This is a genomic window from Bradyrhizobium sp. SPXBL-04 (genome assembly GCF_051853035.1).
In the GTDB taxonomy this organism is placed as follows: Bacteria; Pseudomonadota; Alphaproteobacteria; order Rhizobiales; family Xanthobacteraceae; genus Bradyrhizobium; species Bradyrhizobium zhanjiangense.
This window is the reverse complement of record NZ_CP182472.1, coordinates 1,941,726-1,958,364: the sequence shown is the minus strand read 5'-3', so window position 1 is coordinate 1,958,364 and position 16,639 is coordinate 1,941,726. Positions and strand designations below refer to the sequence as shown.

Annotated in this window: 11 protein-coding genes and 1 pseudogene; 5 read left to right on the top strand and 7 right to left on the bottom strand. The window is 58.6% G+C overall.

Annotation, left to right across the window (positions count from 1 at the left end; genetic code table 11):
* The first annotated feature begins 1,122 nt into the window (after window positions 1–1,122).
* Window positions 1,123–1,560, top strand: a complete 438-nt coding sequence (locus ACNJX8_RS09060) for a hypothetical protein (protein WP_439360329.1) — start codon at window positions 1,123–1,125, stop codon at window positions 1,558–1,560.
* A 341-nt stretch (window positions 1,561–1,901) separates the two neighbouring features.
* Here ACNJX8_RS09060 and ACNJX8_RS09055 read toward each other — a convergent pair.
* The 3 genes and pseudogenes from ACNJX8_RS09055 to ACNJX8_RS09045 form a co-directional block, all read right to left on the bottom strand.
* Window positions 1,902–2,044, bottom strand: a pseudogene (locus tag ACNJX8_RS09055) (porin); the annotation flags it as partial.
* Window positions 2,045–2,671: 627 nt separating this feature from the next.
* Entirely contained in the window at window positions 2,672–4,072 is a 1,401-nt protein-coding gene (locus ACNJX8_RS09050) for an aminotransferase (protein ID WP_439360328.1), read from the bottom strand.
* A gap of 10 nt (window positions 4,073–4,082) precedes the next feature.
* Entirely contained in the window at window positions 4,083–5,561 is a 1,479-nt protein-coding gene (locus tag ACNJX8_RS09045) for an NAD-dependent succinate-semialdehyde dehydrogenase (RefSeq protein WP_439361853.1), read from the bottom strand.
* Between the two features lie 190 nt (window positions 5,562–5,751).
* Between ACNJX8_RS09045 and ACNJX8_RS09040 the strand changes: the two genes are divergently transcribed.
* A complete protein-coding gene (locus ACNJX8_RS09040) occupies window positions 5,752–6,228 on the top strand; it encodes an Lrp/AsnC family transcriptional regulator (RefSeq protein ID WP_439361852.1) in 477 nt (158 codons plus the stop codon).
* 413 nt (window positions 6,229–6,641) lie between these two features.
* Here ACNJX8_RS09040 and ACNJX8_RS09035 read toward each other — a convergent pair whose 3' ends face one another.
* Entirely contained in the window at window positions 6,642–7,469 is an 828-nt protein-coding gene (locus tag ACNJX8_RS09035; RefSeq protein WP_439360327.1) for a Crp/Fnr family transcriptional regulator, read from the bottom strand.
* A 713-nt stretch (window positions 7,470–8,182) separates the two neighbouring features.
* Between ACNJX8_RS09035 and ACNJX8_RS09030 the strand changes: the two genes are divergently transcribed.
* From ACNJX8_RS09030 to ACNJX8_RS09020, 3 genes are all read left to right on the top strand, one after another.
* Window positions 8,183–9,052, top strand: coding sequence for a MurR/RpiR family transcriptional regulator (locus ACNJX8_RS09030; protein WP_439360326.1), 870 nt, complete (start codon window positions 8,183–8,185; stop codon window positions 9,050–9,052).
* Entirely contained in the window at window positions 9,042–10,352 is a 1,311-nt protein-coding gene (locus ACNJX8_RS09025) for a glutamine synthetase (protein ID WP_439360325.1), read from the top strand. Before ACNJX8_RS09030 ends, ACNJX8_RS09025 begins: the two co-directional genes overlap by 11 nt.
* Window positions 10,353–11,644: 1,292 nt before the next feature.
* Window positions 11,645–12,649, top strand: coding sequence for a phosphotriesterase family protein (locus tag ACNJX8_RS09020; RefSeq protein ID WP_439360324.1), 1,005 nt, complete (start codon window positions 11,645–11,647; stop codon window positions 12,647–12,649).
* A gap of 859 nt (window positions 12,650–13,508) precedes the next feature.
* Here the strand turns inward: ACNJX8_RS09020 and ACNJX8_RS09015 are convergent.
* The 3 genes from ACNJX8_RS09015 to ACNJX8_RS09005 all read right to left on the bottom strand — a co-directional run bounded on the left by ACNJX8_RS09015 (window position 13,509) and on the right by ACNJX8_RS09005 (window position 15,835).
* Complete coding sequence (locus tag ACNJX8_RS09015; protein WP_439360323.1) at window positions 13,509–14,039, bottom strand: hypothetical protein; 531 nt, start codon at window positions 14,037–14,039, stop codon at window positions 13,509–13,511.
* Between the two features lie 178 nt (window positions 14,040–14,217).
* Window positions 14,218–14,877: an isochorismatase family cysteine hydrolase gene (locus ACNJX8_RS09010; RefSeq protein WP_439360322.1), complete on the bottom strand. Its 660-nt coding sequence runs from the start codon at window positions 14,875–14,877 to the stop codon at window positions 14,218–14,220.
* 247 nt (window positions 14,878–15,124) lie between these two features.
* Window positions 15,125–15,835: a hypothetical protein gene (locus tag ACNJX8_RS09005; protein ID WP_439360321.1), complete on the bottom strand. Its 711-nt coding sequence runs from the start codon at window positions 15,833–15,835 to the stop codon at window positions 15,125–15,127.
* Window positions 15,836–16,639 lie beyond the last annotated feature (804 nt).

The window sequence follows — 16,639 nt, the reverse complement described above, 5'->3', positions numbered from 1 at the left end:
CGATGCACAGCTCGAAACGCTGGTCCGAAATTTCCGCTTCGCTCTGTGAACGTACGCAAACATCCGGGACCGAAATTGCCTCGGAATGCACGGGCCGGCCTGATGCGAATGCGTTCCCCACGTATAAAGCCCGCGATAGTGCGTACGGGCAAATGGCCATTAGCCGTTATGGGCCGAGACGAGGTTAGCGCGGGTCGGGGCGCGTTAGCGACCAGAACGTGGCCAGCGCACCGGCCGCCCCCAACCCTGCCCGGCCCTCGATCTTTGTGGGTCCTTGACAGCCCGCGTTCTGGAAACGAGCTTTTTCCTATTTGAAGGCTGAAGGATGACCGTTCCGTTCGCCAAACCGACGTAAAGCCCGACCGTCCCAAAGATGGAGGAGCCGCGCCCGTTCTCCGAATTCTGGATGGCGCGCGGCCTCGTCCTATTGGACGATCTGGTGATCACAAGGAAAGCGCGGATGTGATGGAGCGGGTCCTCTCGGCCCCAGCATCGATGCTCGCCGGACAGTCGCATTTTACGGCGGCTGGATGAGAAACGGGCGAAGCGACCGCGATACCGTCGAAATGTTTGGGGGCCAAGGTGTTCGAGGTGAACCCAGTCAAAGTGCGAATTTCGTGCCGGGATGGTCTAGAGAGCGAATGCGGCCCTACGTCGATTAGCGCGACGAACCCCCGGTGCTGCTGCTGGAGAGCCTTTCCCGGTAAGAGCGGGCACGGGAACGGTGCCTTGCTCAAGCTGGGCGACAATCGGGTCGCTCCCGCGCTGGCGAATGTAGTGACGGGATCGGGATGATGAAGTCATGGTCTGCCCTTTCTCAAAGGCCGCAGGGGATGTGCGGCCTCAAGTTAATCTGCCGGAGCGGAAGCGAGCCGTTTGTCGCAGGCTGGGCGGGAGCGCACCGGCGAAGCCGGCGCGGCGCTCCACGAGCAAAAAAAGGTCGTGAGGAAGCGGGCGGCTCCGGACAAGCCACGGCGCTCCGACAGATTAACTTTGAAGTCGCTCCATGAGGCCATGCCAGATGCACTTCCCCACAATCGCGCGACTGAAATATCGCACGGGATTTGATCGCGCTAACAGGCGGGGGTATCTTAAGGCAAAGCAAGCAATAGGAGACGCTCGATGGAGCACGAAGAATGTCCCTTTAAATGGGGAGACCGGGTCAGCCACAAGCTGTTCGGCTTTGCCACCGTGAACGGCGAGCCAACAGCCGTTAGTGGGACTGATGCCACGCTCCGCAGAACGGTGCCCAGGGGCTGGACTGTTCCGGTTGAGTGGGATGACAAGGGCCGGGCGCCCACTCGTATAGTCAGTGACCACCTCACCAAAATTTCCTCGCCCGATGCCAAGGGTGTTCAGTACTGGCACCACGAATGGCAAAAACGCGTGAACGTGCTCGCGGAACTGCGGCGCAAGACCGACGCGGCTATGAGCAAGAGCTTTCGCTCAACCCCATCGATAACCTGCGACGATCTGACCGAGTTGTTTGCCCAGGAGCAAACGGCATCGAAGGACCTGCTGGAATTCCTGCGCCAAGATGCTGACGGCGAGCACCAATAACTCAATCGCAAACGTCTAAGCCGTTGGAACTAAACCATGCTGCCCGCGACAGAGGAAGAAAAAGAATACGTGACTTCGTATCACCTGTCGCAATCGCCTGATGGCGCGACCGTTCACGTGAGTGACGGGCGTTGGTGGATCATCACCAACCCGATCAGTCCTCATTCGCAAGAGCGGTTTCCGTTTGCGGATCGGCAGGCATTCCGGCTCGGTGGCCGAGCGCGAAGACTACGATGACAACCCTTTAGTTTACGCGCATCGCGATCGAGCATGTACTACCGAAGGTGCCGCTCACGAGGCCAGAAAGAGCGCGTTCGTGGCCAAGCCCCGCCTGGACATGCGAGGTAACCACCTAGCTTGATGCAGGTATCTGTGCAAGAAATATAGTAGAAGCCGGTTGCATACAGGGAGCACGTCTTCACCTACTCGATCGCTTTGCCTTCACCGGAAGATCGGCGGCTTGCGCTCCAGCGCTGGCGAACATTGCCGCAGAACAAGACTCTTCGTCAGTTTCATTGATGGACCTCCAGGTTGCGAAAACATGCGCCCCGCTCCGTACGATCCGCCGTGCGCCCTCATTGCAACGGGTGCTTGACGGAACGAAACTCGGCCCGTCGCCGATGTCTGGCGAAAACGCTAACCTAATGTATCGAAATCGAGGTTTATCAATCTGGCCCCTCGCAGCTGCCAAACTCTGCGCGTAAGCCGGAACATTCGCAGTTTTTGTGCGATCAGGCCATTAAGTCTGAGCTCTACAGTGGCTGGTCGACTTTGGACTTTGCCGGCGGCATGTCCGCACGGTCGTTGTTTCAGAACGTCAGCTGTCCTGAATGGCGTGATCAATGGCGCAATGCGGACAGGTGCTGGGCAAAAGCTGGCGGAGGCAAGCTCATCTATGCCCCCCTCTCCTACGCGTTTTTCCCATCAGGAGATGGAACGCCGCGGTCTCACCAGCGGGTTGCCTGTTGCTCTCGAGAAGTACCCGCATCATCTTAAACGCACGCCAGTATTGGGCTGCGCGCCTGACGCGCAACCAACCTTCAGCGCGAGCCAATTGAAGGCGAAACGCCTCGTGAGAGCTCGCAGCGATCAGTTCGACGCTGGAATAGCTTCAGGCAATCGCCGATTCCCTCGAGAGCTCATCGAACACCTGCCGTATCGCCCCGTGCGCCAGTTCGACAATCTCGTCTATTTCGGCTTCGGAGACAACGAGAGGCGGAGCAAAACCAAGAATGTCGCCATGCGGCATCGCGCGCGCAATGAGCCCGCGATCACGTGCAGCTTTCGAGATGCGGGCACCGATCTTGAGCTGCGGATCAAATCGCCGTTTCGTATGGCGATCTGCAACGAACTCGATCGCGCCGAGCAAGCCGACGCCTCGCACTTCCCCGACATTCTCGAGCTGCGCGAACCGCTCTCTGAGTCTGTTCTGGAAATGCACGCCAACGATTCTGGCACGGTCGCTTAGTTGCTCCCTTTCGACGATATCAAGAACCGCGTTGGCGGCCGCGGCGGCAATCGGGTGGCCTGAATAGGTATATCCGTGCGAAAATGCCCCCACTCTGTCCGCACCTTCCTCCATGACGGCGTAAACCTTTTCACCGACGATGGCTGCCGAGAGCGGCACGTAGCCAGAGGTCAGGCCTTTGGCCACGGTCACGAGGTCAGGCTCGATTTCGTAAAGCGTGCTGCCGAAGTCCGCTCCAGTTCGCCCGAACCCACAAATCACCTCATCGGCGATCAGCAGCACGTCGTGACGACGAAGCACGGCCTGGATTTCGCGCCAGTAGGCCGCCGGCGGCGGGGTGATACCGCCCGTCCCCAGCACCGGCTCGCCGATGAAGGCGCCAACCGTTTCGGGCCCCTCCCGCAGGATCAGCTGCTCGAGCTCGGCAGCACGCCGGCGAGAGAAGGCCTCCTCGCTCTCGCCTTGCTCGGCGCCCCAATAATGGTGGGGTGCACCGGTATGCAGGATGCCCGGAAAGGGAAGGTCCATATGATCATGGTAGAACGACATTCCGGTCATCGAGCCGGAAACCACCGAACAGCCATGGTAGCCGCGGTTGCGAGAGATGATCTTTTTCTTCTTCGGCTTGCCACGCAGGTTGTTGTAGTACCAGACGAGCTTAGCCTGGGTTTCATTGGCGTCCGATCCTGACAAGCCGAAGAACACCTTGGCTGGCTTGCCCGGCGCCATTCGCGCGAGACGATCCGCTAGCCTTGCTAGTTCCTCAGTCGTGTGGGCGGCATATGTGTGGTAGTACGCCAGCTTATGAGCCTGCCGCGCGATGGCGTCAGCCACTTCGGTCCGGCCGTAGCCAATGTTTACGCAGTAGAGGCCGGCAAAGGCATCGATGTAGCTGCGTCCACCGGCATCTTCGATGCGGATGCCTTGACCGCCCGTGACGATCGTCGGATCACCGATCTTGCCTGTGGCGAATTCCTTGAGCTGGGTGAATGGATGCAGGACACTTGAGCGATCCCGTTCGGCGATGGTTTTCATATCGATCATTCCAGTTCTCCTAAGCCACCAGATCGCCGAAGCAGACGTATTTGAGTTCCATGTATTCCGCCAAACCGTGCCGCGAGCCCTCGCGGCCGAGGCCGGACTGCTTCCACCCGCCAAACGGAATCGGCGGCCCAGCGAACGAGGCCGTATTGATACCGAGCATGCCGCACTCGATCTGCTCGGAAAGGCGAAGCGCCCGACGCAGATCGTTCGTGTAGATGTACCCGGCCAGCCCCATTTCGTTGGCATTGGCTCGGGCCACGACCTCTTCTTCCGATTCGAACGGAAGTACGGCAGCTACTGGTCCAAACGTCTCCTCACGCGCAATCAGCATTTCTTCAGTGACATCGCCCAGCAATGTCGGCGGAACGAAGTTCGAACCCAGACTGGCACCTTGATGAGTAAAGAGAATGCGGGCGCCCTTTTTCACGGCATCATCGATCTGGGCCCTGCACTTGTTGGCGACCGACAACCTGGTCATTGGTCCAATGTCTGTTGCAGCTTCGAGACCATGACCGACTTTCAGTTTAGCCATCGCCGCAGCAAAAGCCTCGGCGAAGGCGGTGTAGATGCCTTGTTGAACATAGATGCGGTTGGCGGCCAGGCAGTCCTGGCCTGACGTAGCGAACTTCGCGGCCATCGCCCCGTTGACGGCCTTCTCGAGGTCAACGTCATCAAAGATGAGGAAAGGGGCATGCCCGCCCAGCTCCAGCGAGACCTTCTTGATCGTGTCGGCCGCCCCCTCGAGAAGCAGACGGCCGACCTCGGTAGAACCGGTGAATGAAAGGGTGCGTATCCTCGAATCGCGCAACAGCGGCGTCGACAGTTCGACCGGATGACCAATCACCACCTGAAACACGCCGCGCGGGATGCCGGCCTCTTCAGCCAGCCTGGCCACGGCAAGCGCAGAAAGCGGCGTCTCCGGCGCGGGCTTCACAATGGCTGGACAACCGGCCGCAAGAGCGGCCCCGGCCTTTCGAGTAATCATCGCGACAGGAAAATTCCACGGAGTAATCGCCGCCGCCACGCCGATTGGCTGCATTCGCACCTGAAGCAGGCTTCCTGCCTTGTGGCTCGGAATTGTCTCGCCGTATGCACGCTCGCCCTCTGCGGCAAACCAGTCGAGAAACCCAGCGCCGTATGCAATTTCCTGGCGCGCCTCCTGGAGTGGCTTGCCCTGCTCGCTCGTCACCAGGACGGCGAGCTCTTCCGAATGGTCGAGCATCAATGACGCCCAGGACCTGAGGAGCGCTCCACGCTTTGCTGGCAACAACCTTCGCCACGCAGCAAACGATCGATCAGCTGCCGCGATCGCGAGACTCATATCCGAAGCTGAGCAACGAGCCACATCCGCGATCTCTTCCCCGGTCGCCGGATCGACCACCACGTCCCTCTGGTCGCTCGCAACCCAGCGGCCATCGATCAGCGCGTCTCCTGCCAGAAAATCGCGACGACGCAGGTCCTGCAGGTAGCTGGCTGCAAGACCGAGCAAATTAGGGCTTTTGTGCCGGGTGGTTTCAAGGGCCATTCGACGGTCCGAATCGGACATGTTGTTGAAGTTTCCTGTGCATTCAGGATACTGGTGCAGCATGAGACTTTGCGTCGCATTTCCTGACGCTAGGATGATTTCCTGCATCGCGCAGGCATTTTGCGACGAAACTCACCTCAAGGCTGGAGACGACATGCAGTACGATCGGATAGACGCTCGAATCCTGGAGATCGTGCAGAAGAACAATCGTTTGACATCCGAGGTGATCGGCGAAATGGCGGGCCTTTCCGCGACCGCCTGTCAGCGACGACTGAAGAGGCTCCGTTCGGAAGGTATCATCGAGGCCGACGTCTCGATCGTTTCTGCGAAGGCGGTGGGAAGGCCCATTCAAATGCTCGTGCTGGTCAACCTGGAGCGGGAGCGTTCGGATATCATCGACAGGTTCAAGAAGGCGATCAAGTCGTCTGTTGACGTCGTCAATGGCTTCTACGTCACCGGCGAGGCCGACTTTGTCCTGTATGTCACCGCCCCTACCATGGAAGAGTATGAGCAGTTCACCCGGCGGTTCTTCTATGAGAACCCGGACATCAAGGGCTTCAAGACGATGGTCATCATGGACCGCGTCAAGGTAGGCTTTGCTGTTCCAATTGCGGCTCCGCGCGAGGATTGATGTAGCTGCCCCCTCTCGCGATCCGTGCATCGGGTGTTCTTCATCCGGTGCGTGCCGATCCCTGGACAAGCCGCAGACATTTGGACGCGACAACTCAGCTTGCCTTGACTTGTCGGTATGACCCGCGGAGATCAGTGACAAACCGGGCTGCGCCTCCAGCCTGACGAGATAGCAAGCGTGTACACGTGAGGAGTGCTCAGCTGGTCGTCATGCAGGACGCACTTCGTACGTTGCGTACGGATTAATGCCGTCGAAAATAATGCTGCCCGACCATCCGGAAATGTTCGGACGTCCGGAGCTATCAGGGAAGGCATATAACGTCACGCACCAATCGGCTGCGCGCAGGTGACGCCGCCACGAGGCAGTTTCGTCAAGAGTCGAAAGGCTGGAGCAGAACGTCTGCAGTGACTTTTTCAGTCGGCTGCCCCCTCCCCTGAGATCACGGACCCGGACGAAGAATAAGCCTCCGAAACAAGCTTGTAACAGCCACATGCCCTCCGTTCGAGATCGCTGCGTTCATCGATGCGCAAGACGCCGCGCATCTTGCGAATCAATCCCTGTTCTTCGAACCGGATCAGGGTTTCCGTTACGGTGGCGCGGCGCAATCCCAGGACAGACGAAAGGTACTCATGGGTAACTGGAAGTACATGAGTGCCAGCAGCGTTACTCGCCAGACATAGCCAGCTCGCAAGCCGCTCTTCGCGACGGTGCCGAACGGCGCATAATGCTGTCTGGGCGCAATGCAAGGCTAGCGCCTGAGCGTAGCGAAAAAGGCTTCCCCCGATTTCAGGACGCTCGTTCATCATTCGATGCAAGTCCTCGACACGAATTCTGTGCCCGCTTCCACGAAAGAGAACAACAGCTTCAACCGTCGAAAGATGTCCTCCCGTGAAGTACGAGGCACCGACCGCCCCCTGATATCCGATCACTGCAGTTTCAAGGATGCTTCCCGCTGCGACAATTCTTAGCGAGACGAGCCCTGACTCGACGAAGTAAACATACTCAGGAGGCTTTTTCCGCTCCTGCAGAACCATGCGCTCGTTGAGGACGACCGGCTCGAGGAACTTCGCTATTGCCGCGAGATCCTGAAGGGAGACTCTCGCCAGCACCGCATTTCTGACACAGGGGTACGTCCCGGGACCAGGCCGCTGAAGCAACCGGTGCGTGCTGCGCCCCGGCTTGAGAGCTGCATCTGCGGAGCGATCACGCACGTCGAGCCCGGCGGGCACGCGGTCAGCCATGGTACGTCCGTCTCCTGGCATCTCGATCCTTGCGAGCTAAGCTCGCCAAGTATCGCAATGTCTGAATCTTGATAATGCAAAGAGCCTCCCGTCGACACTCAAATCCCGCTTTTTGGGCGCTCTTTTCGACGGATTTCGACAAGCCGACCCTTTGCTGTATCTGGCTTGGAGCAGGCGCCGCCAACTTGCCTGGACGGAGGCAAAGCGTCTATTTGCGAAACCGGTTGTCGTGCACGCCAGGCTTGCCTGTGATGGTTTTGCCATTGAAGACAAGCTGTCTCGGGGGCATGTTCACCAGTTACTCTGCTTGTTTGATCCTGCTCTGGACCAGGCAAACGCCGTCTGCTGCCTCCCGAGCAAAGTCAGGCAGTGATCCTGTCGTTTTTGCCGCGTGGCACTCCGCTGATGAAGTGACTGCGCCGCAGCACGGAAGTCGAATGGGCGACTTGGACGCACGATCGGCAAACGATGATACCTACCTGTTGGTCTTCGTGACAAATGCCTCGCCCGCGACACGTCGACCGCGCACGTGCAAAGATCTCGGATACACCCGCGGCAATAACACCGAAGCGGATCTCCCGCCATAAACGGTGCACGCATGAACAAAAATTCTCAATCAAAGTCAAACTATTTTTTTTGTTTGACTATTTTTTTTCATAATCGATAGTGTCGGTGCGCATCCCATTCTCCGCCAATCAGCTTCTGCAGCCATCATGACCGTGCGTGAAACAATAAGGCGTGAAAGCGCCAATTTGACTGCCAGCGAGCGCAAGATTTCCAATGCCGTGCTCGCGGACTATCCATTCGGCGCTCTCCAGACCATCCAGGAGCTGGCCGAGCGTACAGGCGTCAGTGCGCCGTCGATCACACGCTTCGTCACCAAGATTGGCTTTGCCGGCTATCAGGAGTTTCAGCGCCAGTTGATAGCAGAATTGCGCGAAAGCCGACGCTCGCCCCTGGAGCTCAAGGCCACTGAAAAGCCGGGCAGCCGTCGTGCCTTTCTGGCCGACTACGCCCGGCGGGCTTCCGACCGGCTAAATGAGATGAGCGCCAGCGTTCCGCAGGAGCAGTTCGACCGGATCCTTGGGCTCATTGCCGATCCCGCCCGGGCAGTTTTCGTGCTTGGCGGGCGGGTCAGTGACAACATCGCCCGCTTCCTGTCGGTGCACCTCAAGCAGATTCGACCGAAGGTCTATCATCTTCCACCCAATCCCGAGCACTGGCCCGACCAGCTGCTGGCGATCCGCAGGCAGGATGTCCTCGTCCTGTTCGACTTTCGCCGCTATCAGCCCGACCTGCAGACGCTTGCCGACATCGTCGCAAGGGAATGCCGGCCGTCGATTGTGCTGATCACTGACAAGTGGATGTCGCCAATAGCCCGCCATAGCGACCATGTTGTTGCCCTGCCGATCGAAATTGAAACAGCGTGGGACACGCTCGTCTGCGCACTGACCCTCGTCGAGGCCTTGATCGTCAAGGTATCGGAATCGAACTGGTCGACGACGAAGAAACGGCTGGAGGCCTGGGACAGACTTCGTCTGGTGCCGCCGGGTCAGCCTTCGGAGGAAAAAGATGATCGCTGAGGAAATGCTGATCGCTTGCTGCACGGATCTTGCCGGCAAGGTTCGTGGCAAGGCGTTCCCCGCTTCGCAGCTCGACAAGCGGGCAAAGCGGGGCATTGGCTGGACGCCGACGAACGCCCAGATCACCTGTTTCGACACCATTGCGGAAAGCCCGTTTGGCTCGCTTGGTGATCTCGTCCTCATTCCCGATGAAGCTGCAAGGGTGCGCGTACAACTGAGCGAGGATTTGCCGGCGGAGCATTTCGCGCTGGGTGACATTCGTCACACTGATGGCAGGCCGTGGGAATTCTGCACCCGTTCGATCCTGAGGGGTGCTCTCGATCGCCTCGATCGAGTGACAGGCCTGACGCTGTTCGGGGCCTTCGAACACGAATTCCAGTTCCGGAATGATGCAGGTCGCATTGGGGAGGCCTACAGCGTTAACGGCTTCCGCATCGAGCGACGCCTGGCCGAAGCACTTGTGGCAGCGATGCGCGCCGCAGGGCTGGAGCCGGACACATTCATGAAAGAATTTGGCGCGGGGCAGTATGAAGTCACGATGGGACCGTCGCGGGGGATCGCCATAGCGGATCAGTCTGCGATACTGCGCGAGCTCGTCCGCCTGGTTGCCAACGCATTCGGGAAGGACGTCACATTCACCCCGATCAGGGACCCGGCCGGCGTGGGTAACGGCGTTCACATCCATCTCAGCTTCCTCGATGACGACAGGCCGGCAACGTGGGATCCAAACGGCAAACATGAGCTTTCCAGGACCGCAGGCCAATTTGTTGCTGGCATCCTCAAGTATCTTCCCGCGATCGTCGCGATTACAGCGCCGAGCGTCGTGTCCTACCTGCGGCTCACACCACATCGCTGGAGCGCGGCCTTCAATAACCTCGGCTTCCGCGACCGTGAGGCTTCAGTCCGGATCTGCCCCGTTTCTGACCTGAGTGATGTTTCCAAGGCAGCTCAATTCAATTTTGAATTTCGCGCTGCCGACGCCACGGCGAGCCCGCACCTGCAACTCGCCGCCATCGTACACGCTGGCGTCCAGGGCATTGAAGACGAACTGCCGACACCGGACGCAACCACCGAGGACCTCTCACTTCTCGATCCATCAGCTTTGGCGACACGTGGATACTGCCGCCTGCCCACATCGTTGCCCGAAGCGCTTGATCTCTTGCTGGCGAATCCCATGGTAACCGCGTGGTTTCCGGTCGGGTTCGCCGAGACATACGCAAAGCACAAGAAGGGAGAGATGGCGTTCGTGGAGGGAAAAACTCAACAGGAGATCTGTAGCTTGTATGAGCAAGTCTACTGAAGGACCAAAGGCTCCATCAGCAATCCGATCGGGGATTCCCGCATCAGCAATTTTTGGCACGGGAATGATAATTGGCAACGTTGTATGAGAGTAGCTGGAGCGGTCGTCTACTTGAAAGTTGCAGCCAGTGTAGGGCTCGCCGGCGACGCGTTCGCCCTCACGATTGAGCCCATTAAGAGATGATCGGGAGGACGCCAGGCCGAAGCACCACATGGCCTCCCGCGAGAGCGGCCCGTGCACGTCTGTTACCGCACGGCCAGTACACGGCGCATGACGGCCGAGAACTCTTCCAGGAATTTTCTGCACCTTGGCCATCGCGCTCCATCGCTCATTCGATCGAGCTGGCCATCGAGGGGCTGGTACGGCCGTCTTTCCAGTCCGAGCGGACATACCCTGATCAAGCCATGCATGGACATGATCTCGAAGGGTTAGCGCTGCCGCAGCTGAAAGGAGAGGAGCCGGGCCAAAGGCGAGCAGAACTGCCGCAACGATGGGAGCCGGGCGACCGCATTCTCGATACTGCGGCTTATCTGGAGCTCGCGCGGCACGCCGGTGCCTTCTGTTCGGAAACAGACCTTTGACCGTCAGGAATCTGACAAGTCGTTGCAAACGCGACAATTACCTCGACGTTTCGCAGCAGTCTTCGTCGACAGGATCTGGCCCAACTCATGCACGTGGGTAACTCAGGTCAATTCGTCATCGGGAGCGCCGCAGCCATTGAGCCTTTTCGCTGAAACCGGATCTACATTCGGGCCCTTGTCGATGCAGTCCTCTCCAGGCATCTGCGCTCGTGATGCGAGCCGAGTCTGCCAGATGCCGTGGAACGAACACTCCCTCTTCGCTTCGCAACGGCGATCGCCGGGTCCATGTCGTGTTGCGTCACGAGGGATGGCGGCAAGGGCAGACCAAAACAAGCGCGTTCTGCAGTTTCTGTCCGCAACTGCAGCAAAAGGACAAGCAGGGATGGCGTTAGGGCCAGGCTGCGCCACCGTAACAAGGTCGCGACGCGCCCCAACGAGACCGGGCGATGGACGTCGTCCTTGATCAGCTGGCGAGGCGGCGTTTTTCGGCAGGACCGCCGGCTCAATTGCGAGTCGCCCATGGGGGCCGCTCTTCAATTGGTATCTGCACCAATCCTCCATTTTTCCCGGCATCCGAATGTCGAGGCAAAGAGAGACATGGGGCGCATGGACGCCATCGGGCAGAACAGCAGCCCAAAACGATCGAGTGCCTGCTTCCGGGAAGCAACCGATATGCGGGCGAAAAAAAGCACGTAAGGAGAAGTGGTGCCCATGATGATTGAGACGGTTACGGGGGCGATCCCGGTCGAGAGCCTCGGACGCACCCTGATGCATGAGCACCTGTTCATCGCCTTTCCAGGCGCCTGGTTCGATCCGCTCGCCAGATTCAGCCGTGCGGACTTGATTGCGGAGGCTGTCCGGCGGCTGGTGCAACTGCGTACTGACCATGACGTACGTACTTTCGTCGACCCCTGTCCAATCGAGCTCGGCCGCGACGTCACCCTGATGAAAGAAGTTTCTGAAAAAGCCGGCATGCAGATCATTTGCACCACCGGATTCTACTACGAGGAAAGGGGGCTGCCGTTCTACTGGCGCGCCCGGACCGAAGATGAGATCGCGGAGCTCTATATCCGCGAGATCACCCATGGGATCGGCGAGACTGGCGTGAAGGCGGGCGCCCTCAAGGTCTCAACGAGCGCGCCGGCTGTCACCGATCAAGAGAAGAAATTCCTCGCCGCCGCCTGTATAGCACAGAGGGTGACGGGAGTGCCGATCATTACCCATACCACGGATGGGTGCGCGGGGCCCGAACAGCTGAAGCTGTTCGCGATCGGCGGCGTTGCCGCCCATCGATGCCTCATCGGTCATTCCTGCAGCAACGCCGATCACCTTTACCATCGACGGATCGTCGATCGTGGTTCTTACATCGGGTTCGATCAAATCGGGGCAAACCACTTCCAGCCTGACGAGGTTCGCGCCAGCAATGTGGCGAAGCTCGTGCGCGATGGCTTTCGCTCGCAGGTGATGTTGAGCATGGATCGCCTCTGCGGTTACCTTGGCAAGCCTTCGGCGCTCCGGCTGACTTCCGAGGAGATCGCCAGAATCGAAGAATTGAAGTCACGAAGGCTTTGGAAAGAGCACACCTACATGTTCACCGACTTCATCCCGATGCTACGTGCCCGCGGCGTCAGCAAAACGGATATCGTCTCAATCCTGGAGGACAATCCTCGACGTTTCTTTGCCGGTACGGTTTTGCCGGAAAGTGCTGAAAACTAGAGCGCGCACCACTTTGCATCAGGTGAGGACGGACCGTTATCGCCGGCACTTTTGGCTTGATGATTGCAGTGCAGCTGCACGAAGGCATCATTCCAATGGTTTCTGCTTACGGCCAACTGGTGGCCGATGTCGACGCCGGCAAATGGGTCGACGAGTCACCGCGCGTGGCAGGTCCCTGTTTGCAGTCAGCCTCACCTGGAGTTTGACAGCGCGGCCAGGCTTCCCTCGAACAGCAGATCAGCGACATCTCTCAGAATGGGGCTCGCCTCCCCACTGAGCGAACACCGCAGATCGCATCGTCCCCTTGATACAGAGCGTTCCAGCGCCGTGCAGTTCATGCCGGCGTCTGCAAGGCGCATCGGAAAACGATACTCACGCCGTGACCCTCCTGAGAACGCCCATGGACCCGAAAGTCAACCCGATTGACGTGGACTTCATTCCTGCTCAAAGCCGCGCTGACTACCATCGGCGGTCATTACTCAGGCTATGGCACAGGGCAATCCGACATCCTGGCACGCGCCATCAATTCCCGGCAGGGTTCGCGCAACCGACGTTGGCCAACATCGATCTGTCTTGGGAAACGGTGGGCGTGAGCGACGCTTACGATCACCTCCAGCATCTGCATTCGTCCGTTCCGCCGGAAGCCGGCCGATCATGCCCTGGCTCTGACGTTGTCCTTTTCACAGAAGGGTCGCCGAGGAAACCAAGGCCCCTCATCGGAACGCATGAAGAGATGTTGTACAATGCATGCTTCGATGGAAAGGCGTACCATCTTTCAGGCATCACCTGTGACGACAGGGTGCTCGTACTATCGCGGAGCGGGACATCTCAGGCGGATTATTGCAACCTGTACGCCTTGTCACGAACGGCGTGCACGATCATACCCGTCGAGGACTGCAAGAGAGGACGAGAGAATGTTGAAATCATGCGAGCGGTGTGGGCAACCGCAATCCTTGGATCTGTGAGCGCTCTCCTTCCACTGCTGTCGTACATGGAAGTTGGCGGTCTGGCTTACGACGGGATCAGGCACATTGTTCGAGGCCGCGAGCCCTTGTCCGGGCAGCTTCGATCGAGACTCGTGCAGCGATTCGGGGAAGATCTGTCGTTCCACTCGGTATTTGGGACACCAGATCACGGTGCGCTGGGCTTCCAATGCTCCTCGTGCGGCCCTGGCGAGTACCACCTTCATGAAGGCCTTGTCTACGCGGAGCTCAATCCGCGGAATGATGAGAGAGCGACAGAGCTCGTTATTTCGAACCTGCACCGCTCCCGCATGCCCGTTGTCCGGCTCCGGACCGGCGATTACGCCGAATGGGCTGATCCGGAGGGATGCTGTCCGTGCGGGCTGACCTCCAGAAAAATACGAATTCTGGAAAGGATCGGTGATCACGCGCCATAACTTGCTGCGTGCGCAGCTGATTGCAACTCCGACAAACCGTCTTGATGGTAGCGTCGATTCTGGTCGAGTGCTGCGGCAGCAGTCGTCACCATCGAGAGCATCGCACGCGTAAGCGTCGCCTGGAACTCCTTATTCCTGATCGTGAGCGCCTGTTGCCGGGCGCCGCAGGTCAGCAAGCCGCACCGACTTCCTCAATCAGCGCGTTCGTGTAGACCTGACGGCAATACCCCTCGGTCACTCGCAAACTGTTGTCATGCCGCTCCTGGCTGTAGGTGGCGCAGGCATCTGGCACGAGCGTCACGAGATAGCCAAGGTCGCAAGCGTCACGCACGGCAGATTCGACGCACTCGTCCGTAACGACGCCCGCCAAAACCAGCTGTTTGACGCCCAGATTGCGCAGCAAGTAATCGATGTTGGTGGATACGAAGACGCTCGAAGACGATTTCGGCAACACGATTTCGTCATCGCCAGGCGCAATCTCGTCAATGACTTTGGCATCCCATGAACCTCTTGGGACGTTGAAGCCCACGATCTTGTAGTTCAGACCACGATCACGACCATCCTTTGTGAGATTCTCGATCGTCGTATAAAGTACCTCCATGCCCGCCACACGGAACGCCGCTTGCAAGCGCTGCATGTTGGGAATGGCAACGCTTTTCAATCGATCAAAATAATAGCCGTACCTGCCGGCAATCTCGGCGCCCGGCACATCCTTGAACTCGCCGCCATCACGTCGAACGCAAAAGTTCTGTACGTCAATGAACAACAACGCCGATTCCGTCGGCTTGAGTGGCACCTCGCGTGTTGTCGGGCGTTCAGCCGTTGACATCTTTTTTTCTCGCACGTCGGTCAGCTGGGTTCGCGATCAAGTCCGCATCTGCGCTGTCCTCCCAGATCACCGACCAAGAAGTTAGCCGTTATACAGCAGGTGCGGCAACTTGCATGCTCAGCATCGTTGGTAAGACTAACGAAGGCTACGAGTTCTCTCATCCGAGACCTGCAATGCGAATGGTCCTGCCCTGGGCGCGAGGGCTGGTCAGAATTGACTTTTATGGATGCCGATGCGCCGCCGAAGGTCACGACGCCAGCAAGAGCCCGGCCTTCTCCGGGCTAACAACACGGCTCCTTAACTCGTCGCCGGTCAGCCAGATCAGCCAATCATCGTCGATGATTTCCTCTTCCACCAGCCGCAATATCGACCCGCCTCTCTCATGGTGCAGATATCCGTATTGTGAAATGACGCCCTTATCGATTATCCAGCGCGCGACCAGTCCACATATGAAGTCAGGAGCCCACATGGCAAAGGACACTCCGAATGCTATTGCTGCCATGATCCTGGACACCCCCTTTCCTCTATAGTCCTGTCGAACCCAGCCGTCGCCGTGATAAGCCACTTTACCGGACATCGTCTTCGCACTCGGTGCAACACAACTGCACACGTCCTGACGATGGGCATGTTTGGCCGGGTCTGCGTAGAACGCTTTTAGCGATTCGAGATGCTCTGCAAAGTTGCTGCGCGAAAGATCATAAAGTCGAACAGCCTGCAAAACCGCTACTTGGTTATTCTTGTCAACGCCGGCCATCCAGAAGCCCTCGCCTGATCTGATTGGCGAGCGGTCCGGTCGGAAATTGGGATATGTGGGCCCCTTCGTTGGAGTCGCCTGCGTAATCGAGATATACTCGTGAAAGTCGGCTCCCAACGAAAGCCTGATGCCTTTTTGGGCGGCAGCGGCGTCATAGCTGCGAATGAAGCGCGAGACGTCCAGCAGGTCCGCTACGTTCATCATTCTGCACCTCTCCATTGTAGTGCACCGAGCGCCTTAGGCTATTACAGCATTGACGAGGTTCGAGACACTATCAATTCTGGTAGAGAAGAACGGCGCGAACTTCGATGAAGTGGCATTCGCCAGTCAGCGGCGCCATCGCCCGATATGACAATCAGCGCGTAAAGTACTATCGAGATATCATCAATTTCGTGAAGATCAGCCTCTCGCTCTGTCACAATCTGATCCATCGCTCTGCGCGCGTATGGATCAGATTGTGCGAAAGGCCTGTTCGACCGCGACGATCTTCTGAGCATGTCTAATCGTCTTCGCCCGAGTGTCTGCGTCAGACACTTCACAGCAAAGTCGACGTTCTGGTTTGACATTTACAAAACGCTTGAGCGAAACTCGGGGGCGAGGTTGCATTCATCGCGCGTGACTAGGCTCCACGTGGCGATGCAAGCGGCTGGAGCAGACTATAATCGGGCTGGCCGGCCGTCCCTCTCGGGCCGCGAATTCGGCTTCCGGTAGAAATTCGGATGTGCCCTGGCAGCCCGCCCTGCTGTGACTGCGCAATCCGGGCGCAAAGGAGGGATAGACCGGGTCATTCGAAGCGAACCGGCAGGTCAATTCTCCTCGTGCTCAGGGGATGGCCGCGCTCGGTCATCCGCGGCGACGGTCACCGAATGCCCGAGCGCGAGGGGAACGGTTGTGCGGTCCCGGGGACGAAGCCCGGCCTGGTTCCGGCCGCAAGGGGCAGCGCGAAGCAGTTCCGAACGAGTTGAGAACCCACCAGGAGACGGGGACTGGCCGAACACCTAGGAGGCT

What these genes read in the sequence shown, in the direction of transcription:
- ACNJX8_RS09050 (WP_439360328.1), bottom strand. Translation starts at nt 4,072, where the DNA reads ATGATCGATATGAAAACCATCGCCGAACGGGATCGCTCAAGTGTCCTG.
- ACNJX8_RS09030 (WP_439360326.1), top strand. Translation starts at nt 8,183, where the DNA reads ATGACCGTGCGTGAAACAATAAGGCGTGAAAGCGCCAATTTGACTGCC.
- ACNJX8_RS09005 (WP_439360321.1), bottom strand. Translation starts at nt 15,835, where the DNA reads ATGATGAACGTAGCGGACCTGCTGGACGTCTCGCGCTTCATTCGCAGC.
- ACNJX8_RS09035 (WP_439360327.1), bottom strand. Translation starts at nt 7,469, where the DNA reads ATGGCTGACCGCGTGCCCGCCGGGCTCGACGTGCGTGATCGCTCCGCA.
- ACNJX8_RS09010 (WP_439360322.1), bottom strand. Translation starts at nt 14,877, where the DNA reads ATGTCAACGGCTGAACGCCCGACAACACGCGAGGTGCCACTCAAGCCG.
- ACNJX8_RS09020 (WP_439360324.1), top strand. Translation starts at nt 11,645, where the DNA reads ATGATGATTGAGACGGTTACGGGGGCGATCCCGGTCGAGAGCCTCGGA.
- ACNJX8_RS09025 (WP_439360325.1), top strand. Translation starts at nt 9,042, where the DNA reads ATGATCGCTGAGGAAATGCTGATCGCTTGCTGCACGGATCTTGCCGGC.
- ACNJX8_RS09040 (WP_439361852.1), top strand. Translation starts at nt 5,752, where the DNA reads ATGCAGTACGATCGGATAGACGCTCGAATCCTGGAGATCGTGCAGAAG.
- ACNJX8_RS09060 (WP_439360329.1), top strand. Translation starts at nt 1,123, where the DNA reads ATGGAGCACGAAGAATGTCCCTTTAAATGGGGAGACCGGGTCAGCCAC.